Genomic DNA, 25,228 nt, shown 5'->3' with positions numbered 1-25,228 from the left:
TTTGGTGTACAAATTCCTACCGAAATCGAGGGTGTATGAAAATGAAAGTACTGACAGTTGTTAGCCATCCAAGAACCAATTCCTTGACCTTTGCCGTTACAGAACGTTTCGTTCAGGGTCTAAAAGATGCGGGACATGAGGTTGAAATTTTAGATTTGCATCGTATTGGTTTTCACCCTGTTTTATGGGAGGCAGATGAGCCAGATTGGAACAATGGGGATAAGAAATATTCCGAAGAAGTCGAGATTGAAATGGAACGCATGAAAAAGCACGACGCGTTAGCCTTTATTTTTCCAATCTGGTGGTTTAGCATGCCTGCCATGTTGAAAGGATATATCGATCGCGTCTGGAACAACGGGTTTGCCTATGGCTCACGTAAACTGCATCATAAGCACGCATTGTGGATCGGTCTCGCAGCAGCAACGGAAGAGCAATTTGCCAAAAGGAATTATGACGAAATGATGCGTCACCACCTTAATGTCGGAATTGCCGATTATGTCGGACTCCCCGATTCAAAAGTCGAATTCTTGTATGATACCTTATCAAATGATCCCGGCCATATCGATCACCTTTATAACCGCGCTTACGAACTGGGCTTCCACTATGGGAAAACAAAAAGTGAATAAGTTTGAGATATAAAATGAAGAAAGCCTCCTTTCTCTTATAGAAAAGGCAGGCTTTTTCCACTCTGCTACTATTAAGCTAACACTTCAACTGTAAATCCCCCAGGAGCTTTCACATAAAACGTCCAACCATGCGATCTTACTGGCGATGCTACTTTGTAACCATCTTCTTTTAAGCGTTGATTGATTTCATTTACTTTCTCTTCGTTCTCTTGGATGAAGCCGATATGAAATGTCTTGGGATATTGGACTTCGGCACCCTTCATCAAGGTAAACACCAGACCGTTATCGTCAAATAAGACCCCAAAATTATCGCCACGAGCATCCTCCGACGTATCTAACTTTTTCAGGCCAAAATATTTCTCCAAGAAACCCGCAGCAGCTGGAACATCCGTAACGGTAAGATTGACGTGATTCAATTTCATAATGACCACACATCCTTTGCACGAGATTAATTCAAGCGTAGCACATTCATGCAAATGCCAATCTTGATAGGCACCGAGGCAGATCATTGTCATGAAGATCCGTCACATATCTTTAAGGTTTCACGATCATTCTATTTGCTCACAGCTACTTTGATTTGTTTACGATATGAATAGCATGGCCTAACACCGCTTCGGCAGCCTCCAGCCATACCTCGCTTAAAGTGGGATGCGGATGTATGGTTAACGCCACATCTTCTACACGCGCAGCAAGCTCAAGTGCCAGTACACCTTCCCCAATCAGGTTCGATGCATCGGCACCTACAATGTGCATTCCCAACAATAAATGACTTTCTTGATCCACTATCACCTCAGCAAAACCTTCTCCTTCATCTATGGCGAGTGCTCTGCCATTCGCCCGATAAGGGAACGTCGCTGCCTTGACCTTGTACCCTTGAAGCTCTGCCTCATCGCGTGTCATCCCCACACCAGCTATTTGCGGCTCAGTAAAAATCACATAAGGTACAAAAGGGGAATCTACGCTGCTAGGCAGCCCTGCGATCACCTCGGCTGCCACAATCCCTTGCTTCGCCGCACGATGGGCTAACGCAGGGCCAGGTGTTACATCGCCGATCGCATAAATATGCGCCTTGTTCGTACTGCCAGTTGATGTCACAGGAATATAGCCGCGCTCGTCCATTTCTACCCCCGCCTGCGCAAGACCGAGTTCCCCTGTGTTCGGCACTCGCCCTATAGTGACGAGGGTTTTATGTGCAGTGATACTTTCGGAACCGTTCTTTTCCGAAGTGCATACGAGTGTGACTCTTCCGTTCGCTACCTCAGCCTTCTCTACTTTTGTCGCGATCTTGACCGTCATCCCGAGCTGTTTTGCCTGCTTAAGCACTTCTTGAGAGAGATGGGCGGCTGTTTGCGGCAAAATACGCTCACTTGCTTCAATGATGGTCACCTGCGATCCAAGCTTGGCGAACGCCATCCCGAGCTCCATTCCAATATAGCCGCCGCCGATTATGGCCAGTGTTTCCGGTACGTCATCCAATGCCAGCATATCAGTAGAATCCAGAATATATTCTCCATCTGTTTTTAAAAACGATGGAATGAATGGACGTGATCCTGTCGCAATAATCGCTTGTTTACATTTGTACGTTTCAAAATCGCCACCCGTCTCTACGCCAATCCGATCACTCGAGAGAAATGTCGCCGTTCCCTTCACGACTGTAACCCCATTGGCCTGACAGAGATAATCGACCCCTTTGTTCAATTGAGCAACGACAGAAGACTTCCACGTCTGCCAGCTCGGCATATGGAAGGTTGCTCTCCCTGTCGGAAGCTGGATCCCAAGCTTATTTAGACTATTTAGCTTGTGGTATTCGCCTGCTGTATGAATCAAGGCTTTCGACGGGATGCATCCGCGATTTAAGCAAACCCCACCCAGTACTTCCTTTTCAATCAGAACAACCGATTTCCCCAGCTGTCCGAGACGAATAGCGGCTGCATAACCTCCTGGCCCACCACCGATGACAACTACATCTGTTTCGACTGCTACTTCGCCGACTACCATCTATACCATCTCCGCAAACAATAGATTCGGATCTTCCAGCAGCTCCTTGATCCGGTTGGTAAAACGTACTGCCGTCACGCCATCGATCAGGCGATGATCAAACGAAAGTGACAGGTTCATCATCCAGCGAATAACGCCTTCATCCTCACGCACGACCCAGCGCTTCTCCATTTTGTGCAAACTGATAATCGCTACTTCCGGGTGATTAATGATTGGCGTTGCTTGCAGTCCCCCGATTGGCCCTACATTGCTGATCGTGAAGGTGCCACCTGTAATGTGCTCCATGGTCAATTTTCCTTCGCGAGCCAAGCGTGCCAGTTGATCGATTTCTTCAGCGAGTTGAAAAATCGATTTGTGGTCTGCATCCTTGATGACTGGTACAATCAAGCCCTCAGGCGTATCGGTTGCAATCCCGATATGGTAAAAGCGCTTGAGCAGGATTTCATTCGTACGTTCGTCAATTGATGCGTTTAGCGTCGGGAATTCCTTCAGTGCAATGACCAGCGCTTTGATAAAGAACGGGAGGAAGGTCAGCTTAATATTCCGTTTTTCCGCATGTGGCCTTAACGTTTCGCGCAAAGCACGCAGCTGATCCATCTCCAGCTCATCGACAGAAGTCACATGCGGGATGATTGTCACTGATTTCACCATATGCTCGGCAATCTTTTTCCGGATGCCTTTTAACGGTAGCCGTTCGATATCTCCCTGCGACGAGGTGGCTGCACGAGTAGCGGTTCCTGTTTTCGGCTGAACAACCGGTTCCGTCTCAACCGGTACTGTACTTGCCTCCAACAGGCGCTCATTGCCAGTAGTCGATGTCGGAAACTTAGCTGGTGCTGATTTTTGCAATCGATTGGCGAATTGGCGCAAATCCTCTTCCGTCACACGTCCCGCTGCTCCTGTACCTGTGACCAACTCGATATCCAGCTCCATTTCCCGCGCCAACTGCCGAACGTACGGCGTGGCCAATGATCGGCGGTGATCAGCACGAGCTGGAGTAAAATTGACTGTCTTATCTGAGTTTACGACCTTTTCTGGATGCTTTGTCTCCGTCTTTACTTCCACTTCCGTACCTGCATCAATCACGAGAAGGGTTGTGCCGACCTCTACTGTTTCCCCTTCTGCTATGAAGATGTCACGAATGATGCCAGTCACTGGCGCAGACAACTCGGCATTCACCTTGTCTGTTTGCACCTCCAGTAGTGGCTGATCCTGTTGAACGGATTCGCCAGTGCGAACCAGTACTTTTACGATTTCTCCTTCATGCATACCTTCTCCCACATCAGGAAGCTTGAACTCAACCATATGACTCGCTCCTTCTCTTAAAACGTAGCCGTTTCCATAATTCCGTCCTTCACGCGTTCAGCCGTTGGCAAATAGTCATCCTCAATGCTAAATTGCGGGACGGGCACGTCAAATCCGGTAATCCGTTTCACGGGAGCCTTCATGTATATCAAAGCTTCATCATTGATTATGGAAATGATCTCTGCACCCAACCCAGCAGTTTTATGGGCCTCATGTACGACAACTGCGCGTCCAGTCTTTTTGACCGAGGCTATGATGGTATCCCGATCCAACGGATAAAGCGTGCGCAGATCAATGACTTCGCAGCTCAAACCGTTTTCGCGCTCGATCTGTTTCGCCGCATCCTCTGCGACACGAAGCATCGCTCCCCAAGCAAAAATAGATACATCCGAGCCTTCCTGGACGACCTTCGCTTTTCCGATGGGCACGTGGTACATTTCTTCTGGAACCTCTTGTTTAAATGCCCGATAGAGCTTGGTTGGCTCCAAAAAAATAACCGGATCAGGATCTTCCATTGCTGCAATCAGCAAGCCTTTTGCATCATAAGGTGTGCTTGGTGCCACAACCTTTAAGCCCGGTACATGAGCAAAAAACGTTTCGACACTCTCCGAATGCAGTTCCGGACCGCGAATCCCTGCCCCGTACGGCGTGCGTATGACCATCGGGACATGGTACTGTCCGCGAGTACGATAGCGCATGCGTGCTGCATGAGAAACAATTTGCTCAAAGCCTGGGTAAATAAAGGCAAGGAATTGAATCTCGACCACAGGAATTTTCCCGTTCATGGCAAGACCGATCGCTGCCCCGATGATTCCCGCCTCCGCTAGCGGCGTGTCCACTACACGATCCGGACCGTATTTGTGAACCAAATCTTCCGTCGCCCGGAACACACCACCATTCACGCCAATATCCTCGCCGAGCAGCATGATGCGTGAATCATCTGCCAATTTTTGATCCATGGCCTCCGTGATCGCTTGAATCATCGTCAGTTTGCGTTTCATGCTGGGATTCCCTCCTGCTTCGATGGCTTGAGTAGCTCGCTCTCCTGTTCCGTTGCCATCCACGATGGTTCAGCGTAGACGTGCTTGAACATGTCTTCCGGTTTGGACTTCGGATAGCTCTCTGCTTCCACAAGAGCTGCATCGATTTGTTCATTCACCCGTGCCATCAGCTCATCTTCCTTCGTCTCATTCCACAACCCTTGATTCTCCAGATACACACGCAGACGTTGGAGTGGGTCGCGCTCTTGACGCCATTCCTCGGACAAATTCTCTTGATCCCGGTATTTCTTCGGATCATCTGCGGTTGTGTGTGCGCCATAGCGGAATGTCACCGCTTCGATCAAAGTCGGTCCCTTCCCTTCCAACGCACGTTGCATGGCTTCTTTCATGGTCAGCCAAACAGCGAAGATATCATTGCCGTCTATCCGAACCCCAGGGATATCATAAGCGGCCGAACGCTGTGCAATCGTTTTCGATGCAGACTGCTGTGAAAACGGAACGCTAATCGCGAAGCCGTTGTTTTGGCAGAAGAAAATGGTCGGCGTCTGAAGTACGCCTGCAAAATTCAATGCCTCATGGAAATCTCCCTCTGAGCTTGCTCCGTCACCAAAGTAGGCAATGCTAACATGCTTTTCGTTTTGCAGCTTGCTCGCCCAAGCCGTCCCTACCGCATGAACCATTTGAGTCGCAATCGGTACACATGGCGGCATGATGTGCAAATGTTTCGGACTGATACTCCCTTCCATGTGTCCCATCCAATAGAGGAACACCCTTGCCATTGATTGACCATGGACGATCGCTGCCGCATGGTCCCGGTAGGTTGGGAAAAGCCAATCTCCAGGTGCTAATGCCATCGCGCTGCCTACTTGCGAAGCTTCCTGCCCTTCAAAAGGAGCATACGTCCCCATTCTTCCTTGTCGTTGCAGGTTAATCGACTTGCGGTCAAACTGCCGAACCAGCACCATATTTTCATACATCTTGATCATCGTCGCCTCGTCTAAAAGCCCCTTAAGATCGCTTACCAGCTCACCCGCTGGACTCAATACCTGATATAATGAAGACATGGAAACATCCCTCGCTTTTTCGATGAAAAACACCACGGTGTCTTTCGATCATGTGATATTGATTCGTCTTGCCTCTGCTTTCGTCCCTATAGAAGAGCAAGTAGCATGCCAAACATTTGAAAGCGATTTCACAACAAAACCATTCGAAAATGATCATTTTTGCATATGCATACTTGCGCATCGATGATCAATTCTGATTATTCCGTTTACAAGCCTACATAGGAGGACTTCGATGTATCAAACCAAGTATTTTCAGGCCAGTGACAATCATGAACTCGCAAAATTGCTGACGACCATCTTCAGTACGTCCCACGACGGATTGGCGATCTGTGACCGTAACGGCTACGTTCTGCTTTACAATGAGGCGTACTTGAACATCACGGGAGTTCCCGCAGACATTTTGAATAATTTCAGCTTCATGGAGCAAAAAGAAATGCATCTGGTTCCTGACTCTTCTGCTGTACGTACGATTTTGACGAAACAAACCCATAGTGTTGTCATCGATTATGCAAACGGTCGGCAAGCGATCAATACAGCTACCCCGCTGCTTGATCCAAACAAGGAATTATTGTTTGTAGTGGGAAATGTGCGCGACGTCACTGAACTGAATCAGCTTCAGAAGGAGCTGGAGGAAACACGTCAAATCAGTTCAGCGTATCAAAGGGCTCTGGAACATATCCAAACCGATGGTGACTTTGACGAGCAGATTATTTATCGCAGTGGGCTCATGCATCGAATTGCTTCACTCTCCAAGCGCTTTGCGACGAACGATTCTCCCATCCTTTTGCTAGGCGAGTCTGGTGTCGGTAAAGATGTCATGGCGAACTACATTCACGCTCAAAGTGGACGAACTGGCCAATTTATCAAGATTAACTGTGGGGCCATTCCCGAGCATTTGCTTGAGTCAGAATTATTTGGCTATGAGAAAGGCGCCTTTACGGGGGCAAGTCAGTCAAAGGAAGGATTGTTCGAGCTGGCGGATCGAGGAACCATTTTTCTCGATGAGATTGGAGACCTCCCTTTTCCTTTACAGGTAAAGCTCTTAAATGTGTTGCAGGATGGACGGATTCGAAGACTTGGGGGAAAAACCTCGCGTCAGGTGAACATGCGAATCATCGCTGCTACCAATAGTGATTTGGAAGCGATGGTCGAACAAAAGCGTTTTCGTCAGGATTTGTTCTACCGGCTAAACGTACTAACCCTCACCATACCACCCTTGCGTGAGCGCCGCGAGGATATTCCGGCTCTTATTTTCTACTATTTGAAAAAGCTCGAATGGAAGTACCAGCAAGAAATGCGCATCGAAACAGATGCGTTGGAGGCGCTGATGGATTATGATTGGCCAGGGAATATACGCGAGCTAAAAAATGTGGTGGAACGTTCTTTCCACATGTGTGAAAATGGACGAATTACGTTTGATCAGTTACCGGCGTCGATTCGCAATACACAACAGACAGCCCTGCCGCTCCAACTCGCCAAAATGGATGAGCTGTTGCCGCTAAAAGAAGCGGTCGAACGATTTGAACGAGCGTATATCCAACGCCTCTTAAAGGAGACAGACACCATGCAGCAGTGTGCGGATAAGCTACAAGTAAACATATCCACGCTCGTGCGAAAAAAACGCAGCCTCGGAATCAAATAGTGCAATAGGAAAAGCCCGATACACGTTGGTTCGGGCTTTCTCGTTATTTCAGAGTATGGTCTCGCAAAACATCTGGGCCTATCTCACAAGCCCTTCTCTTAATGTGTTGATCCCATGCTCCAGATACCCCTTCAAACAGCTTAAGACGTACACCCAGCCTTCTTTATTGTCGATCATTTTTTGCAGGAGCATTGGATCATTTTCTTGAAAACCCTCTTCGTTCACTTCAATAATCGTCGAGGCTTTATCTAACTCGTTTAACGTAATCGATACGGTATTTTCTTCTCCCGCCCACTGGAAAACGATTCGTTTGTTCACTTCGATTTCGTGAACGGTAATCCCTACTTTTGCGTTGTAAATATCGTAGAATAACGTAATGTTCTTCCCTTCTTCCCACCTTGCCGAGCTGGAAGAGAACCAGAAGTTGCCGATTTTCTCAGGGTCCACGAATGCTTCGAACACTTCTTGTGCAGATCTGTTAATCTGAAATTTTGTGAGATTATTCATGCGTCCGTCAACTCTCTTTCTGAATGCTGCTTCCACCGTATCACAATCACATTTGCGAGACAAATGATCGAATGACTCCCTTTTATTCTTTTACTGCCCCAGACGTCAGTCCTGAGATAATCCGCCTCTGGAAAATCAGCACCATCAATACTAGCGGGATCGTCACAATGATGGAGGCAGCCGATATTTCTCCCCATGGGATTGTAAACATTCCTTGAAACATCACGATTCCAACAGGCACAGTCTTCATCGCTTCCTGCGTATTCAATGTCAAGGCGAACAAAAATTCATTCCACGCTGCAATAAAAACGAGGATGGCGGTCGTAAAAACCCCAGGCATAGCAAGTGGGAAAAATACTTTCGTCATCGTTTGCCAAATGCTCGCACCGTCTACTTTAGCTGCCTCGCCCAAATCACTCGGTATTTTGCGGAAAAAGATAGTCAAATTCCAGATTGCGAGCGGCAGCGCGAAGGTTGTATAAGGAATGATCAGGCCAGTGTAGCTATTCGTTAAGCCCATCGATTGCATGAACATAAAAATAGGAGAAATGGTAGCGATCTGCGGAAACATGGACACAGCCAGTACCACACCCAAAATAATCGTTTTTCCCCGAAAGGACAGCCAGGCAATTGCATAGGCAGCAAAGGAAGCGATCGTTATGGAGTAGAGCGTGGTTAACGTCGCCACGACAGTTGAATTCCACAAGTAACGGGCAAACGGTCTTTCCGTGAAGACGCGGACAAAGTTGTCAAACGAAGGATTTTGGATGATAAAATGAAAGGCACTCTCTCCAAACAGCTCCGCTGGTGGCTTCAATGCTGCGAGGAGAATCCATAAAAACGGGAACATCACAAGAAAAACGAAGAGCAGTAGACCCACGTAAAACAAGGGACCCGTATGTTTACGCATCCAATCACCTCCTTATTTTCCACTGCCATCACTCAGCAGATCAGCTCCCAATATTTTCACATAGCCAATGGAGATCAGCGCCACACACAAAAAGACAATGACGGCAAGCGCCGAGCCTTCCCCAAAGCTCATTTGAGCAAACATCGTTTTGTACGCGTAAATGGAAATGGTCTCGGTCGAATTCCCGGGGGCCCCACCTGTCAGCGTGTAAATCAGGTCAAAAACACGGAACGCATCAAGTGTACGGAACAATAGCGCTACCAGAATGGTTGATTTCAGCATTGGAAGTGTAATTCGAAAAAATTGCTGGGTGCGGGTGGCACCGTCGACAGAAGCTGCTTCATACAAGCTTTGCGGGATCGTTTGCAGGCCAGCGAAAATGAGCAAGGCCATGAATGGGGTCGTCTTCCACACATCTGCCAAAATGACGGAAAACATGGCTCCAGCCTTGGTCGTCAGAAGCATCCCCATATCTGAGATCAACCCTGCCTGCTCAAAAAGATAGGCAACGATGCCATTTTGCCCGTCGTACAAATACTTCCACATCATCGCAGAGATGACAGTCGGAATCGCCCACGGAATTAACACCGTAGCTCGTACAAGACTCCTACCGTGAAAAGGTCGATTGATCAACAATGCAATCAATATACCGAGCACTAATTCAATGACAACGGAGATAACGGTAAAAAATGCCGTATTGTACAGAGCTCCCCACATCCGGGCGTCCGTTAAAAACTTCTTGTAGTAGGCAAGACCAACAAAGTTGGGCTCGATAATCGAAGCTTCAATGCCTTGGATCACGCCAAGAGCACCCTCTGGCTTCGAAAGCAGCTTTTGTTCACTCATTTGCAAAAGCACTTCTCTGACTTTTGCCAAGCTGGTTTTGATAGATTCTGTTTGTTCGTTCGAGAGGCTCACATATTTGAGCTCGGTCGGGACTGGTTTAAAATCCAGCAATAGCTGGTCGATCATTTGGTATCGGCTCGCGATCTCGCCTGTTTGGTTGAGGGAAGTGTTCAATTGCTCGATTTGCGCTTGGAGCGCGTTCAATTTTTCCTTTGATGACCCTTCTGCGGAGTCCGCCTCCCTCTTTACATACCGGAGCAGATTGGGTAACGTGCTGACATATCGCTCCATATCTAATCCGTATGAAGAGTGAATCTCTGATTTCGTCGGGTCGTTCAACCGGATGTCGTGCAGACTGATCCAAAAGGATCGCATGACAGGCCAAATCGCGATAACAAGTATGATGAGCAGTGCAGGAAAAATCAGCAAATACCCCATCTGTTTTTCTGAGAGAGTCCTTTTCGTTGATCGAATCATCCGTTCACCACCTTCCTTCCCGCTAGAAGCTTGCTTGTGCTTGCCAGATCGTTGGGCAACTTCCAAGGAAGCCGGTTTGACTCCCTTGGAAGCCCCACGTGGTGCTACTTATTTTTTCATCAGATCGTTCATTTGCGATTCCATGTTTTGCACCGCCTGCTCGGCTGTTTGCTGCCCTGCGAGCGCTTTGGACACCTCGATTTGGATCACTTCGGAAATTTTCGGATAAATCGGAGTCGTTGGACGAGATACAGCAGCGCTTACGCCATCGACGAAATCTTTGTTGGCGAACAACGGACTGGCTTTTTGAACATCGGCCTCATCGTAGGCTGGCAGGTAGGTTGGTGCGAGCCCACCTTCTATCGCGGATATTTTCTGACCCTCTGGACCTGTCATGAATTTGAGGAATTCCCATGCTTCTTTCGGGTGCTTCGAGAACTTGTTGATTCCTCCCATCCAACCGCCGAGTGCTGCTGCGGAGCCTGCATCGCCTGCTGGCAGTGGAGCGATCGCGACTTGATCGACGATTTTGGACTGGGCCTGATCCTGCGCCAACGCGAACTGATACGGCCAGTTGCGGATAAACGCTGCCTGCCCCTCAAGGAAGGCCGTATGGGATTCCGGCTCCATGAATGTGGTGATATTGGTTGGGACGAAATCGGATTTGACGACCTCGATCATTTTTTTCAATCCTTTGATCGTAGCCGGATTGTTGACTGCTACTTTTCCTTGTTCATCCAAAATTTTTCCACCGTACGATGCACTGAACTCGACAAAGTTGCAAACCAATCCTTCATATTGCTTGGCTTGCATCAAGTAGCCGAACTTCGTGCCGCCCTTGCCCTTCGTGGCTTTTGCTTGGGCAATCAGGTCATCCCACGTCTTTGGTGCTTCGGATACGAGATCTTTGCGGTAGAACAAGAGTCCCGCGTCGATAAACTTGGGCATGGTCCATTGCTGTCCGCCAAAGTTCCCGGCATCCATGGCCCCTTTGATGTATTTTCCAGTCTCGATACCATCTTGCTCCATTAGGCGGTCCAGCGGCAGAAGATAACCCGCTTGAGCGAATTCAGCCGGCCAGATGACGTCCAGGTCAAATACGTCGATTTCAGACGATTGCGCACTGAACATGGTGACGTATTGATCATGACTCTGCCCGGAATCGGCGGGCATCTCACGGATTTCTACTTCGATATTTTGATGGGCTTTTTGGAAAGCTTCTACGAGCTTTTTGGTGGAATCCGTCGCGTCTTTTCCGCGTGCATAGACAAGCTTGATTTTTTCGGCTGTGGGCTGTGATGGCTCTGTTTTGGTTGCGGATGGTGTTGAAGGCTGTGATGGGGTTGTATCTGTAGAAGCTTGCTGAGATGTGGAAGAACATGCTGCCAATGCGAAGGTCATTAATAAGGTAAGTCCAACGGATGTAAGTCTTTTTGCAACTTTCATCTAAGTAACCCCCTATGCTCATGTTAGAAACGGACTGCTTCCCCTTTTTGTGCGGATGTGTAGATGGCTTCGATCAATTTGTTGATGTACAAGGCCTGTTCTGGTGTGCAGAGAACCTCTGCCTTCCCTTCGATGGCGTCGATGAAATTACGGAATAAGAGTACGCGTTCTTTTTGGGGCTTTGGTGTTAATTCTGTCGAGGCAGTTACGCCGTTCCACTCGTGATAAAGCGTGAGCTGGTTCTCCAATAAACGAAGGGATGCCCCACCCTCTTGTCCATATAGTTGAAGGAAAACGTTTTCCTCTTCGATGTGAGAAGCCCAGCTTGCATCGAGCGTAAGCGACAATCCGTTCTTAAAGGTAATCATCGCCACTGCCATATCCTCCACGTCAAACTTCCCGTTATCATCGATTCTTCCCCACTCTGACAAGCCGCGTTTGTGAGGCCCGAATTGCGCGTACGTTTGCCCGAGGACGGATACAGGCTTTGGATGATCCAAGAGCCATAGGGTCAAATCGAGCATATGCACGCCGATATCAATCAACGGACCGCCGCCTGCCGATTCTTTTTGTGTAAACCAGCTTCCCCATCCTGGAATCCCATTTCGTCTGATCCATCCGGTTTTGGCGTGATAAATATTTCCCAGCTTTCCTTCCTTCAGCCATGTTTTGACTTGCAGGGAATCGCTTCGGAATCGGTTATTTTGTGCGACCATGAGGATTTTGTCTGCTTTTTTCGCGGCTTCGATCATTTCTTCTGCTTCCTGGGTATTCATCGCCATCGGCTTTTCGCACAGCAAGTGTTTGCCTGCTGCAAGCGCATGTTTGGTTGCTTCTGCATGCAAGTAATTCGGGACACAAACAATGATCGCATCTACATCAGACTCTTGTAGCATCGTCTCGTAGTCCGTGAAAACCTGCGGAATGTCATGCCGTTTCGCACGATAGGAAGCCATTTCTACGGAAATATCGGCAATGGCAACTACCTCTGCTCGCGGTTCTTCCTTGATCGCCTCCAAGTGTGCTTCTGTAATCCCCCCTGCACCGATGATTCCGATTTTCCATTTGCGTCGATTCGTCATTTTCTCCCCTCCTACACCCACCATAGATTTTGGACTGGTTCTCGCAAGATGACTTGCTGCAGGTTTTGAACAGCGCGCTGGAATCCTTCCTCAATCGACATGATGGCGTCTTCGTGCTCGATGCTCACCACGTAATCGTATCCATTCATGCGCAGTGCACTCATCATATCCGCCCACGTCTGCTGCGAATGCCCATAGCCTACGGTTCGGAAATACCACGCACGTTCATGTAGATTGGCGTAGGAATTCATATCCGTTAGCCCGTACATGTTCACTTTTTCCTGGTCAATAAACGTGTCTTTGGCATGGAAATGATAGATGGCTTTTTCTTTGCCCAAGATTTTGATCGCAGCTACCGGATCAATCCCTTGCCACCACATGTGACTTGGATCGAAGTTTGCCCCAATCCCTTCCCCTACCTGTTCCCGTAGCTTTAGCAATGTCCCTGGTGTGTGGACGAGAAAGCCGCCATGCAGTTCCAGCGCAACCTTGACGTGATGCTCAGTCGCATAAGCGGTCCATTCGCGCCAGTACGGGACGAGCTTCTCGTTCCATTGCCAATGGAGTACGTCGCGATACTCATTGGGCCAAGGAGCAACGGGCCAGCTCGGGTACTTCGCTCCTTCGTGGTCGCCTGCCGTGCCAGAAAAGCAATTGACCACTGGCACCTCCAGCAGCTCGGCTAGCTGTACCGTTTTCACAAACGTATCGTGGGATTGCTGCGCGAAGCTTCTCTCTGGTGTCAATGGGTTGCCGTGACAACTCAGCGCGCTGATTATCAATCCCCGATCCTCTACTGCCTTTTTGTACGCTCGTCTTTTTTCCGGACTTTCCAACAGCTCATCCAGATTGCAATGCGCATTACCCGGATAGCAGCCTGTGCCGATTTCCACCGCCTCTAAACCTGCTGCCTTCACATGATCCAGCATTTCCTCGAACGACTTCTCGCTAAAAAGAACGGTAAATACGCCAAGCTTCATATCTCTTCACCCCTTTTGAATGCGTAAACTCGTTTGCTTCTTCTATATGGTCAGTCTTGTTGCCTCACTTAAGTAGAGCGCTTACAGTTTGGCGAACCACGAGATGGTGTGGCACGGTGCTCATTCTCTCTACAGGTTCATTGCGGATTTGTCTGAGTAGCTGCTCTGCTGCGGCTTTTCCGTACATGAACGGGTCATTGTGCACGGTTGTGAGCATGGGGCGGGAAAGGGAGGCGAGCTCCAAATTGTCGAAGCCCATGACGGAGATGTCTTCTGGTACACGAATGCCATGGTCGTACAAGTAATTGAGGACGCCAACCGCCATCAGGTCTGTTGCGACAAAAACAGCTGTCGGACGGATTTTTTCCTCACAAATACGGCGCATGGCTTCGTAACCGCTCTTGGCTGTGAATTCCCCTTCCACAACGAATCCTTCATGGATGGGCAAGTCATGTGCCCGCATGGCTTTTCGGTAACCGCCCATGCGATCCAGACCGCACGGCGGGTCCCACAGTGGACCAGATATACAAGCAATCTTGGTATGGCCTTGCGAGATGAGATAGGCCGTAGCATCATAGGCGGCTTGCACATTGTTGACGTTGACAGTCGGAATCTGATAGCCGGGCAAATCGTGTCCGGTAACAACAAGAGGAACCTGAATCTCTTGCAATGTCTGGATATTGCCCTCTAGGAAATGAATACTCGCGATAATGACACCATCGATTTGTTTTTCTTTGAAAAGGCGCAAGTACTTCAGCTCTTTGTCCACCACTTCATCGGATATCGCCAAAAACATGCTGTAGTCGTACTCGCTAATGACGCTGTCAATTCCGTAAATGAGATTGGAGTAAAAATTATTGGAGATATCGGGAATCATTACCCCGATGATGCGGGTTTCCTTGCTGACCAAGCTCCTGGCAATCGCATTCGGCTGAAAGCCCGTCTCTTGCACGATTTTCAAAACTCTTTCCCGCAGCTCTGGACGGACTGGCTTGGAATTGTTTAGCACGCGCGAAACAGTCGCGATGGAAACGTTGGCGAGTTGTGCGATGTCTTTAATGGTTACAGTAATGGTTCTTCACTCACTTTCTACGTAACGGGTAAACGTTTTCCTAATGTGAAAATAACACCCAACTATTGTTTTGTCAATATTCAGTTAATTATAAATGCCATTGACATCGTGAAGGTGTTGTTAAATAATTTATCATATAATTTAGTTACTAAATTAATTGTATGCAAAGGAGGTTTTGTCATGAATGTTTTCCTTACAGGAATAACAGGTTATGTCGGATCCGTAGTCGCCGAGCATTTTCAGTCCCAAGGGTATCAGGTTGCTGGACTTGTACGATCGGAAGAAAAAGCGGAGCTGTTGCTCTCACATGGGTTTACCCCTATTGTTGGCGATCTTGCGGATACCACCCTGTTAACAGAAAGTGTTAAAAAATTCGATGGGGTCATCCATACGGCGATCTCGCACACACCTGATATGGAAAAACTCGATGTAGCGGCGGTTAGGGCAATGCTCGATGGTTTGGAAGGCACAGGGAAGCCATTCATTTATACGAGCGGAACGCTAATCTATAACGATACGTACGACAATGTCGTGGATGAGAACTCCCCTCTCAACCCTTTGCCATTTCTCCAATGGAAAGCGAACCAGGAGCAGCAAGTGTTAGGAGCAGCCAAGCACAATATTCATACGATCGTCATACGTCCTGCACTTGTGTACGGTCGTGGCGGTGGACTCGTCCAAGCAACGATTCAAAGAACGAAGCTCTCTCAATCAGCCAACTACATCGATGATGGGCAAACGGCATGGTCTACTATCGATGTTGATGATTTGGCAAGGCTTTACGAATGCGCTTTTTTACGAGCACAGCCAGGCTCATTATTCAATGCAACTTCCAAGGAAATGATCACGACGAAAGAGCTCATGACTTCGATTGCCAAAATAGCAGGGATAGAAAAAGTCGGATCCTGGAGCTATGAGGACGCGGCCAAAGCATTAGGACCAGCCGCTTGGGGGGCGAGCATCAATCAGAGGATATCTGGATTACGCGCGGAGCAACAGCTGCAATGGAGTCCCTCTGCGAATTCACTCCGCAAAGAGCTGGAGCAAGGTTCTTATCAAAACAATAAAAAACCATAGTCCATCATCGAACTATGGTTGTGATTCATCGCTATGCTGATAGGTATGCAGGAATCTGATTGATTTCGTTAAAATCCGTATGAGTGCCTGTGCATCATCCGTACCAAGATGCTTATGCAGCTGCTGAAAACGAGTAAACAGCTCTTGCTCTCTCGCTGCCACAAAATCAAAGCCCTCTTTCGTTGGGGCTACGAGAATGGAGCGTCGATCCTTAGGTCCCACGGTGCGGGTAATAAGCCCAAGCTGTTCGAGTGATTGAATGACATGCGTCACGGCTGCTGACGTTATTTTCAACTGCTTGCCTAGCTCGGAAACTCTGATGCCGTTCGTTCCTGGTGGACTTACGTAGGTCAAGTGAACAAGCAAATTCAATTCACTCTGACGGAGGTCTTTCGAAGGACTGAAAACATGTCCGATCCGTTTTAACTGACCAAATACGAGAGCCAGCTCTTTCGTTGTCTGATCAATGGTAACATCCGAGTTTGTATGGTCTGTACTCATCCGTTTAGACTCCCATTCTTTGATGGTATCAATCGATTATTTACGAAATGAAATGAGATTGTCAAGAATGAGTGTCCACTTCGCACTCGAAAAAGCACCGTATGCCAAGTTCTGAACTCCGGCATACGGTGTTATTCCTACCTACTCTATTCTGGGAAGCAGTACTGCATTTTGCTAAACGATCTGCGCAATTCGATCACCTTCGACTGGACAACCTCGGGCTTTTCATTGCCTGATAACACGCTGGCAATCAGGTCTGCAATCGTATCCATCTCTCTTTCCTTCATGCCAAACCGAGTGACTTCTGTCGTCCCGATACGCAAGCCGCTTGGAAAGTCCCAATCCTCTGGTCCGTCACCTGGAATCAAATTTTTGTTCGTAATGATGTTCGCTTCTGCCAATCGCTTGCCTGCCTCGTACCCACCGCCAAACTCTTTTACGTCCAGAATGACTTGATGTGTGCGTGTATAGCCTTTGTGCGCGCAAAGCACCCGAATTCCCCGTTCATCGAATGCTTTCCCCAGTGCTTGTGCATTCGTCACAATTTGCGCCATGTATTCCTTCCCAAACGCCAAAAACTCTGCCGCCGCTGCTGCCAATGCCGCTACCCGGTTGACTTGATGTGTCGCGGCAAGTGCTGGGAAGATGGCATTTGTTATCGGTACCGAAAGTTCCGGGTCATTCCAGACGATGATGCCGCTTTGTGGGCCACTAAACGTTTTCCCAGCAGAGCCAGTCATCACACAAGCCCCTTCTCGCAACGGGTCCTGAAATTGACCGCCACCGATCAAACCCAGTTGATGTGCGCCATCAAAATAAATGCGACCGCCCCATTCCTTCACGATCTCTGCCATTTCCTTCAGCGGGAATGGAAATAAGGTCATGGACGCGCCTAAGGTAACGAGCTTTGGTCTAACTTGTCGTGCTACCTTCGTGAATTCATCCAGATCAACGGTAAGCTCAACGGGGTCCATTGGCACATCGACAATTTGCAAACCGCGAATGCCAGCAGGCCCGTCCACCCGATTGCTGGAATGCCCTCCAAACGGTTGCGCGATCGTCATAATCGTATCGCCCGGCTGCGTTAATGCCGCGTAGACCGTCATGTTTCCGATCATGCTTGCTACCAATCGATGGTCAGCAAAATTGGCGTGGAATACTTTTTTCAACAGCTCAACACATAACGCTTCGATCTCATCGATATATTTCGTGCCAGCGAACCATCTCTGCGTGCTCCCGATATGTCCTTCCGCAGCGCGAGTCCCAACCTCAGAAGCAAGCAATTGACGTACGATAGGCGTGGTAGGTGCTTCTGGTGCGAGCAAATTCAAACATTCCTCGCCTCGCCATATCGCATTGCGGTTGACAGCATTCACGATCTCTTTCTGAATCAGACGGTGGGACGGACTCTCTTCGATAATGGATCGTGCCCATTGCAGAACACGCGAATCATGTACTTCCCCCTTCTTTTCAACCGTACTCATGCTATTACCCCCTATTCATTTTTGGAATGGTCCGTAAGCAATCTGCCGAGGTTGATCCAGTTTTCTTCCATCAAAGAAGAGGCAAGCTGGCTGTTGTTGTCCCGAATCGCTTCGATGATTCTGCGATGCTGTTCTACTGATTCCACCCCTTCTAAGGAGCCAAACCGAGCAAATTCCAAACGCCGAATTTTTGGTACAACTCGCTCAAGTGCCAGGTAGATTTCACGATTCCCCGCAGCCTCGAGGATCACGTCGTGAAAGCCGTCATCTGCATCAATCGCTTTGATCACATCTTGCTGTTCGAGCGCGACCTGTAGCTTTTCATTCCATTGCTCCAGACTACGGATGACCTCTGATTCAAATGGCATCGCCAATCGTGCTGCCAACCCGTGCAAGGCCGCAACAACAGGAAAAGCGTGCTTCGCCTCCTTTTCCAGTAAGGGTGTTACCCGTGTGAGAGAGCCCGGAACGGATTCAATAAGTCCTTCGTCCTCCAACCGTTTGAGCGCTTCTCTCACAGGTGTTCGACTCACGCCAAATAAAGCCGCCAATTCGTTGTCGTTGACTCGTTGTCCTGGCTTTAGCTCCAGCATGATGATCGCTTTCTTCAACCCTTGGTATACTTGTTCGCGTAATGTGGGGCGTTCGATTTGTTTGATTAGGTTCGTGTCCATAAAACCAATATATTGGTTTTATTATTATCTGTCAATTTTAAATATTTAGACACACGAAGGTAGAGGAGGCTACCCCCACCAGTAACATTTACGAATGGGATAGCCTCTTCATTATTGAACGTAACTCTATCATTCTGCCGGAGTGCTACAATACTCCCGTATCAGCTGCTCCTTCATCTCTTCAACCGGAAACCCTTCCGAATAAGTCGTCATCATCAACATTGCGCCTTGGAGCGCCGATGAAAAATAGAGCGATCTCAATCTGGGCTGCTTTACGCCTAACTGTTTGAAAATTCGGCACTGGACTTCAAACTGCCTGAGTGACTCCTCATTTAATTGCTCTCTGTAAGAAGCAAGTACGCGATCATCTTCGGGCTGCGTCTGCAAATTCAAGTAAAAACGATAGACATCCGGTCGCTGGTAGACGTTATCAAGGGCACCGTCGATAATATGGCGCAGCTGTTTGTGCGGCGTTGCAAGCTGAGTCGCAGCCTCCATCACTTCTTTTACTTCCTCGATCCGTACCTGGACCATCGCGGCGAGGAGCTCTTCTTTTCCTTTGTAATAATTGTAAAGCAGTCCCTTTGATATCTGGGCCTGTTTGGCTACATCGTCGATTGAGGTCGCGTGGTAGCCTTTTTTTATGAAGAGCGTCATCGCGGCTGCATGGATTTTGTCTTTTGCAGCTTGGCGAATGCGCTCATTTTCAGCTGGGGTACGGGGCACGGTTCAGTCAATCCTCCAAAAATTCAGTGATAGCGCGAGCGATTTCTTCTGGATGCGTCAACGTTGGCTTATGATCGGCACCCGTAATCTCAATAAATCTTCTCTCTGGTAAAACTTCTTTAAAATATTCAGCCATCCGTTTCGCATCCAGGGCATCTTCCATACCGATTATCAAGCATGTTTGATTGGCTAATTCTTTGAGCCGCTCTATCGAAGGCGGCTGCGGCCATACGGACTCCCACGTCGCCCACTCTAACATTTTTGCTAGATTATGCTTCGCCATCTCAACCATGAAGTCCTTCTGTGGACTTGCCATTACGACGCGATACGGGCAGGCCGATAAGGAAAGCTCTACCATACGGTCAACATCCGGTGCTTCTTGGATTTTCTTCATCCATTCCGTGAACGGTTGACTCGGTGTATACCCTGTCAAACTTGGAGCAATCAGCACGAGCTTGCTCACTCTTTGCGGATAAGTCAGCGCAAAATCTGTTGCAATTCGTCCGCCTATCGAATGTCCTACGAGCGTGGCTTCGTCCAGCTGGAAGTGGTCCATGACGGAAAGCAAATCATCGACGTAGTTCGCTGTCTCTATTGGAGACGGAGATTTCCCGCATCCTCGTCCGTCGAAAGCGATGACCTGATAATGCTTCGCCAGAATCGGGGCGACAAATGTCCAATCTCGTAAATCAGCACCGCCACTGTGCAATAGAACGACTGGTTTTCCTTCCCCTGAAACCTCATAGTACAAATCCATCGGTGATCCCTCCGTGAAATGTAGATTTGGTATATGATCCCAGTTTATTATTGAATGAACGTTTAGTCAATAAAAAACAAATGCATTCCCCCTACAAAAGAAAAAGTCCTAATCGTCATGATCAGGACTTCTCTCTACAAGTCAACACAGAACAACTACGCCTCCGACTGAATGCGCTTCGCCTCTGCATACAGCACTTGAATAAACTTTTTCATATTGATCCGAATATCTGAACCGGGCGATGCAGCATTGCTCTTTAACTCCGCCATCTTCTTCCACACATACGTAAAATCAAAAAACTGCGAAGCGTAATTCTCGAACTTCCAATTCGAGAGGTCCGCAAGCCCAAGAGACGCCAAATGATTCAGCGACTGATAAATCGCTCGGCGGACTCTCTGCTCAGAAGCTTTTACAACCTTGGCGACTTGTTGATCGTCTACAGCGACTCCGAGCCTGTCCTGTGCTACCGCCACAAAGATTTCTTTTAGGGCAGGAAATCCATTTTTAAACGTATGCGTCTGTTCGTATCCATGCAAGAAGTCCAAAATATCTAGCAAATCATTGCTACCATTGTCTCCCGCGATGCCCAACTCTGTTAAGAGAAATTGACCCGCCTCGCGAAGTGGTTTGCCCTGTGACGGACGAGTTTGTCCGGAAGGCGGCTGGTCCACTTGCATGACGGCATTCAGCGATTTGTGAATGTCCCGTATCGAACGCTCGAGGCGAATTTTCTCGATCACTTTTTGGAGAATCGTTACGACTTCGATTTTGTTTACAGGCTTGATAATGTAGTATTCACTTCCAAGGGCGTAGGCTTGGGCAATCAAATCTTTCGTTTCTGCCTGAGAGATCATGACGATCTTTCCTGTGAATGTCGGCTTCACTTGGCGTATCGTCTCAATCCCATCCCGGTTGGGCATGAACAAATCGATCAGCAAAATATCTACATTGCGCGCGGTTAACGTATGACCGTCTACCATCGAGCCGTCAGATGCTTCCCCCACGACTTCGCCCAGATTCTCGTCTTCTATAATTTCCGTCAGCATGAGGCGAACGGCATCGTCGTCATCAACTAAATAAAACAGCATCTTCTCACTCTTTCTTCGTTATCGGATCAATTGGTAATCGCATGAGAAATGTTGTCCCCTTCCCATTCACTCCATCCTGTAGGGAGATTTCCCCTTGCCATTGTTCCACCAATTGTTGTACATAAGACAGTCCGATCCCTGTAGAGGGGTTGCCGGTTCGATCGTATTTCGTCGTAAAGCCTGGCTTGAACAGCAATCCCTTTCTCCGTGGAGGTACCCCCGGTCCGTCATCGTTGATTTTGATTTCCACAAGATCCCCTATCCGATCAATTTCAATGGAAATGGCTCCTGTTTGCTGGATGGCTTCTACTGCATTTGCCACCAGATTATTGATCAGGGAAAGCATCATAAATACATGGTAGAGCGGGTGTGTCCCCGTAATGGAAGCGGTGATTTGTATGTCCTTCTCCAACAAAGTTGCATACTTCATATTACTGCGTCTGATAATGTCCACGAGCTGATGGATGTCCATGTAATCCGTGATGCTTTCATCCGATATCAGCTTGTGCAGCCCAGCAAAAATGCGTTGATTATCCTTTTTAATCTCGTGAACCTCGCCTGCGACAACCAATGCTTTCTTGGCAAAGCTTTCTACATTCGTGGCCACCTGTTCCTTATGAAGCTCCTGCAAGCCTTGGTACAACTCGAAAGACTTCATACTAATACTCTCGGCATTTTGCAGTGTTTTTTTCAGATGAATGGATTCCTCATATAAGGTGGAAATCAGCATCAGGATGTGTTCGTTCTGTTTTCTTGTCTGTTGCTCCCGCGACTGTGCCTCGTACAGCTTCATCATGTTGAGAAAACTAATCACGATAAAGCTGTGGGACAGAGCGATCACGAGCATTTCTTGCACCGCTCCCCATGTGAGGACGTTATCCAGCAGTACATGCTGCGAGAGAAACTCAATGAGGTCCGCCAATACCTCGATGACCATTCCCATTAATCCAACCAATATCGTCCTGTTGTGAATATGGCGTACTCCTGTTACATAAAACAGGACACAATAAGCGAAATAAAAGAAAAAGCTAGAATAATGCGCTTGGAGAGAATCCTCCCATGCTGAATGATTCCCGGCGATGAGGTCAATCACAATCCGGAAGCATACGACCGTAATCCCCGTCAAAAAGCCGGCGAAAACAGATGGAATTCGTTGAAACAGTAATAAAAAGAAGAAAAAGGTAGGAGCTCCAAAGCTAATTCGAAATGTCTCATTGACGGGATAAAATTTCAACTCCCCTGCCAATGGCACCGTAATAAGCATGAGGACCAATATATACCAATCCCGTTTTACTTGTGTCTGAACACGCACGCCTTTCACTTCCCACGTTGTTTCTTGATGCCCCTATCTATTTTTACCGAGGATCGCATGTAGGACAAGTAAAAAAAAATCTGAAACTCTCATGAATCAATCTGTGAGTTTTTGTTTTATTTTGTAGGGTGGTTGTAAAGTGATCATTATATGTATTTTCGTGAAGCATGGAAGCGCTTTCTCTTTCGCTTCGCGTAAGAGCAATGTATTCGATTTTTGGGGGGAAAGGCGTTGATTCAACAGGTTTTACTCGTGGATGAATTAGAACAATGGGTGGAACAATATCGTTCCAAGGCATCTGAAGGAAAATGTGCCAGTTATATCCCTGCTTTGTACAGAACAGATCCGAATCAGTTAGGTATTTGTATCATCGAGCCTACTGGAAAAATGCACACCGCGGGTGACTGGGAAGCTCCTTTTACGATGCAAAGTATTTCCAAAGTAATCAGCTTTATTGCTGTTTGCTGCTACCATGGCATCCCTTACGTGTTGGATCGGGTAGATGTAGAACCGACTGGTGATGCATTCAACTCCATTATCCGACTGGAAATGAACAAGCCAGGTAAGCCTTTTAATCCGATGATCAATGCGGGAGCGATTACGACATCTTCACTCCTCCCTGGTCAAACACCGGATCATAAGTTGCGTTACTTGAATGCATTTTTCAGTAAAATCACAGGTGTGACGCCAATGGTGAACGAGGAAGTGTTTCTTTCCGAATGGGAAAACTCTCACAGAAACAGGGCACTCGCCCATTATTTAAAGGATACGGGCTATCTGGCCTGCGAAGTAGAAGAGGCTTTGGAGGTTTATCTAACGCAATGCTCGATTGAAGTAACCACCGAGCAAATCGCCTTGATCGGTCTCCTGTTGGCACTCGACGGCTTCCATCCGCTACGCAACGAACAAGTTCTCCCGAAAGATGTCGTCCGTTTAGCCAAAGCACTGATGCTCACTTGCGGCATGTACGATGCATCGGGCAAATTCGCCGCGAATGTTGGCTTGCCAGCAAAAAGTGGCGTCTCAGGCGGAATCATGACATTGGTTCCTCCTAACCGCAAACAACATTCACCGTTTCAAGATGGCTGTGGAATCGGTATTTTTGGGCCTTCCATTGACGGTTGCGGAAACAGTGTGGCGGGCGTTTCTTTATTAAAACATATTGCTCAGGAATGGGATGTAACGATTTTTTAGAGAATACTAAGGAAACATTCATAACAAAATCCGAGGTGACACGATGCAACAATTCCTACTCGATGTAACAGCTTCCATAAACGATTTTTTGTGGTCCTATATTATCATTATCATGCTAATCGCGTTAGGCTTGTTCTTTACCTACCGGGGCAAATTTTTACAAGTACGTATGCTGCCGGAAATGATCCGTTCCATTAAAGAAGGAAGAGCGAAAGACGATGGTGGCATTTCCCCTTTTCAAGCTTTCGCTATTAGTATGGCCGCGCGTGTCGGCACAGGGAACATTACGGGAATTGCCATTGCCATTGCTCTAGGTGGTCCTGGCGCCGTATTCTGGATGTGGGTTATTGCCATTATCGGTTCGGCATCCAGCTTTGTTGAGAGTACGCTCGCTCAGATTTATAAAATCAAGGATAAGAACGGTTTTCGTGGCGGTCCGGCTTATTACATGGAAAAAGGGCTGAACAAACGTTGGATGGGCGCCCTGTTTGCTGTCCTCATCACCCTTTCGTTTGGTCTCGTATTTAACGCCGTGCAATCCAACACGATCACAATTGCTTTTGAAAATTCGTTTGGGACAGATCGTTTGATACTGGGTATCATCATGACGATTGCATTTGCCGCTATCATCTTCGGCGGTGTGAAACGCATTGCGAAAATGTCTGAGTACATCGTCATTGTATTGGCTGTATTGTACATCGGGGTGGCCCTCTTCATTGTGATCATGAACATCTCCGAGATGCCTGCAATGATCGCGTTGATTGTGAAAAACGCGTTCGGCTTCGAACAAATCGCAGGTGGTTCTCTCGGTGCAGCGCTCATGCACGGCATCAAGCGAGGATTGTTCTCGAACGAAGCTGGTATGGGTAGTGCGCCGAATGCTGCGGCTACAGCTACAACAAGCCATCCAGTGAAGCAAGGTCTGATTCAAGCATTCGGTGTTCTATTCGATACCCTCGTGATCTGTACAAGCACAGCTTTTATCATTTTGCTGTCCGGTGCGTACACGCAACAAGGACTGAGTGGCATTGAGTTGTCCCAAGCAGCACTGAGCATTCATATCGGTTCTTGGGCGTCCGGCTTCCTTGCCATCATGGTATTCCTGTTCGCCTTTAGTACATTGATCGGTAACTACTATTACGGCGAGACGAACATCGAGTTCCTAAAGACAAGCAAAGCATGGCTATTGCTGTATCGTTTATGTGTACTGGCTATGGTGTTGTTTGGATCAGTGGCAAAGGTACAGCTCGTATGGGATTTGGCCGATTTGTTCATGGGCTTGATGGTCATTGTTAACCTGATTGCGATCGCCATGTTGTCAAAAATTGCCTATGCTGCGCTACATGATTATTTGGAACAGAAAAAAGCAGGAAAAAACCCTGTGTTCTACAAGGACAGTATTGAAGGCGTCGATAATATCGAAGCATGGGATGCTGCTCCATCCTCCAACAAATAGTTC

24 protein-coding genes are annotated in these 25,228 nt (G+C 47.9%); 5 read left to right on the top strand and 19 right to left on the bottom strand.

Annotated elements, in window-relative coordinates:
- Positions 1-41 precede the first annotated feature (41 nt).
- Entirely contained in the window at positions 42-626 is a 585-nt protein-coding gene (locus tag ODZ53_RS04080; RefSeq protein ID WP_372676024.1) for an NAD(P)H oxidoreductase, read from the top strand.
- A gap of 71 nt (positions 627-697) precedes the next feature.
- Here the strand turns inward: ODZ53_RS04080 and ODZ53_RS04075 are convergent, their stop codons facing one another.
- The 5 genes from ODZ53_RS04075 to pdhA all read right to left on the bottom strand — a co-directional run bounded on the left by ODZ53_RS04075 (position 698) and on the right by pdhA (position 5,994).
- Entirely contained in the window at positions 698-1,048 is a 351-nt protein-coding gene (locus ODZ53_RS04075) for a VOC family protein (protein ID WP_372676023.1), read from the bottom strand.
- A 145-nt stretch (positions 1,049-1,193) separates the two neighbouring features.
- Positions 1,194-2,624, bottom strand: a complete 1,431-nt coding sequence (gene lpdA / locus ODZ53_RS04070) for a dihydrolipoyl dehydrogenase (RefSeq protein WP_372676022.1) — start codon at positions 2,622-2,624, stop codon at positions 1,194-1,196.
- A complete protein-coding gene (locus tag ODZ53_RS04065; protein ID WP_372676021.1) occupies positions 2,625-3,929 on the bottom strand; it encodes a dihydrolipoamide acetyltransferase family protein in 1,305 nt (434 codons plus the stop codon).
- A gap of 17 nt (positions 3,930-3,946) precedes the next feature.
- Positions 3,947-4,930, bottom strand: a complete 984-nt coding sequence (locus ODZ53_RS04060; protein WP_372676020.1) for an alpha-ketoacid dehydrogenase subunit beta — start codon at positions 4,928-4,930, stop codon at positions 3,947-3,949.
- Positions 4,927-5,994, bottom strand: a complete 1,068-nt coding sequence (gene pdhA / locus ODZ53_RS04055; protein WP_372676019.1) for a pyruvate dehydrogenase (acetyl-transferring) E1 component subunit alpha — start codon at positions 5,992-5,994, stop codon at positions 4,927-4,929. Before pdhA ends, ODZ53_RS04060 begins: the two co-directional genes overlap by 4 nt.
- Before the next feature lie 232 nt (positions 5,995-6,226).
- On the opposite strand from pdhA, the gene ODZ53_RS04050 reads away from it, so the two are divergent.
- Complete coding sequence (locus ODZ53_RS04050) at positions 6,227-7,636, top strand: sigma-54 interaction domain-containing protein (RefSeq protein ID WP_372676018.1); 1,410 nt, start codon at positions 6,227-6,229, stop codon at positions 7,634-7,636.
- 78 nt (positions 7,637-7,714) lie between these two features.
- Here ODZ53_RS04050 and ODZ53_RS04045 read toward each other — a convergent pair whose 3' ends face one another.
- The 7 genes from ODZ53_RS04045 to ODZ53_RS04015 form a co-directional block, all read right to left on the bottom strand.
- Entirely contained in the window at positions 7,715-8,206 is a 492-nt protein-coding gene (locus tag ODZ53_RS04045) for an SRPBCC family protein (RefSeq protein WP_372676017.1), read from the bottom strand.
- Positions 8,207-8,225: 19 nt separating this feature from the next.
- A complete protein-coding gene (locus ODZ53_RS04040; RefSeq protein WP_372676016.1) occupies positions 8,226-9,053 on the bottom strand; it encodes a carbohydrate ABC transporter permease in 828 nt (275 codons plus the stop codon).
- A 12-nt stretch (positions 9,054-9,065) separates the two neighbouring features.
- Positions 9,066-10,376 (bottom strand): carbohydrate ABC transporter permease, encoded by a 1,311-nt coding sequence (locus ODZ53_RS04035; protein WP_372676015.1) that lies wholly within the window; start codon positions 10,374-10,376, stop codon positions 9,066-9,068.
- 108 nt (positions 10,377-10,484) lie between these two features.
- On the bottom strand, positions 10,485-11,822 hold the full coding sequence (locus ODZ53_RS04030; RefSeq protein WP_372676014.1) for an ABC transporter substrate-binding protein: 1,338 nt from the start codon (positions 11,820-11,822) through the stop codon (positions 10,485-10,487).
- A 23-nt stretch (positions 11,823-11,845) separates the two neighbouring features.
- Positions 11,846-12,904 carry a Gfo/Idh/MocA family protein gene (locus ODZ53_RS04025; RefSeq protein WP_372676013.1) on the bottom strand — a complete coding sequence of 353 codons (1,059 nt, stop codon included), beginning with the start codon at positions 12,902-12,904 and terminating at the stop codon, positions 11,846-11,848.
- Positions 12,905-12,915: 11 nt separating this feature from the next.
- A complete protein-coding gene (locus ODZ53_RS04020) occupies positions 12,916-13,884 on the bottom strand; it encodes a sugar phosphate isomerase/epimerase family protein (RefSeq protein WP_372676012.1) in 969 nt (322 codons plus the stop codon).
- Positions 13,885-13,948: 64 nt separating this feature from the next.
- A complete protein-coding gene (locus ODZ53_RS04015) occupies positions 13,949-14,935 on the bottom strand; it encodes a substrate-binding domain-containing protein (protein WP_267970102.1) in 987 nt (328 codons plus the stop codon).
- Between the two features lie 201 nt (positions 14,936-15,136).
- Between ODZ53_RS04015 and ODZ53_RS04010 the strand changes: the two genes are divergently transcribed.
- On the top strand, positions 15,137-16,033 hold the full coding sequence (locus ODZ53_RS04010) for an NAD-dependent epimerase/dehydratase family protein (protein WP_372676011.1): 897 nt from the start codon (positions 15,137-15,139) through the stop codon (positions 16,031-16,033).
- A 12-nt stretch (positions 16,034-16,045) separates the two neighbouring features.
- Here ODZ53_RS04010 and ODZ53_RS04005 read toward each other — a convergent pair whose 3' ends face one another.
- From ODZ53_RS04005 to ODZ53_RS03975, 7 genes are all read right to left on the bottom strand, one after another.
- Positions 16,046-16,534, bottom strand: coding sequence for a MarR family winged helix-turn-helix transcriptional regulator (locus ODZ53_RS04005; RefSeq protein WP_372676010.1), 489 nt, complete (start codon positions 16,532-16,534; stop codon positions 16,046-16,048).
- Between the two features lie 146 nt (positions 16,535-16,680).
- Positions 16,681-18,018, bottom strand: coding sequence for a serine hydroxymethyltransferase (locus ODZ53_RS04000; RefSeq protein ID WP_372676009.1), 1,338 nt, complete (start codon positions 18,016-18,018; stop codon positions 16,681-16,683).
- An 11-nt stretch (positions 18,019-18,029) separates the two neighbouring features.
- Positions 18,030-18,692: a GntR family transcriptional regulator gene (locus ODZ53_RS03995; RefSeq protein WP_372676008.1), complete on the bottom strand. Its 663-nt coding sequence runs from the start codon at positions 18,690-18,692 to the stop codon at positions 18,030-18,032.
- Between the two features lie 129 nt (positions 18,693-18,821).
- Positions 18,822-19,418, bottom strand: a complete 597-nt coding sequence (locus ODZ53_RS03990; RefSeq protein ID WP_372676007.1) for a TetR/AcrR family transcriptional regulator — start codon at positions 19,416-19,418, stop codon at positions 18,822-18,824.
- 7 nt (positions 19,419-19,425) lie between these two features.
- Positions 19,426-20,175, bottom strand: coding sequence for an alpha/beta fold hydrolase (locus tag ODZ53_RS03985; RefSeq protein WP_372676006.1), 750 nt, complete (start codon positions 20,173-20,175; stop codon positions 19,426-19,428).
- Between the two features lie 155 nt (positions 20,176-20,330).
- Positions 20,331-21,263 carry a response regulator gene (locus tag ODZ53_RS03980; protein WP_087347395.1) on the bottom strand — a complete coding sequence of 311 codons (933 nt, stop codon included), beginning with the start codon at positions 21,261-21,263 and terminating at the stop codon, positions 20,331-20,333.
- Positions 21,264-21,267: 4 nt separating this feature from the next.
- Entirely contained in the window at positions 21,268-22,527 is a 1,260-nt protein-coding gene (locus ODZ53_RS03975; RefSeq protein WP_188069825.1) for an ATP-binding protein, read from the bottom strand.
- A gap of 264 nt (positions 22,528-22,791) precedes the next feature.
- Here ODZ53_RS03975 and ODZ53_RS03970 point away from each other — a divergent pair, with 264 nt between their 5' ends.
- Positions 22,792-23,769, top strand: a complete 978-nt coding sequence (locus ODZ53_RS03970) for a glutaminase (protein WP_087347399.1) — start codon at positions 22,792-22,794, stop codon at positions 23,767-23,769.
- 43 nt (positions 23,770-23,812) lie between these two features.
- Positions 23,813-25,225, top strand: a complete 1,413-nt coding sequence (locus ODZ53_RS03965) for an alanine/glycine:cation symporter family protein (RefSeq protein ID WP_372676005.1) — start codon at positions 23,813-23,815, stop codon at positions 25,223-25,225.
- Positions 25,226-25,228 lie beyond the last annotated feature (3 nt).

Origin of the sequence: Brevibacillus sp. BD137 (assembly GCF_041644655.1) — a bacterium.
GTDB lineage: Bacteria > Bacillota > Bacilli > Brevibacillales > Brevibacillaceae > Brevibacillus > Brevibacillus brevis_D.
The sequence above is the reverse complement of the archived record's forward strand: the minus strand, read 5'-3'. Positions and strand labels throughout refer to the sequence as shown.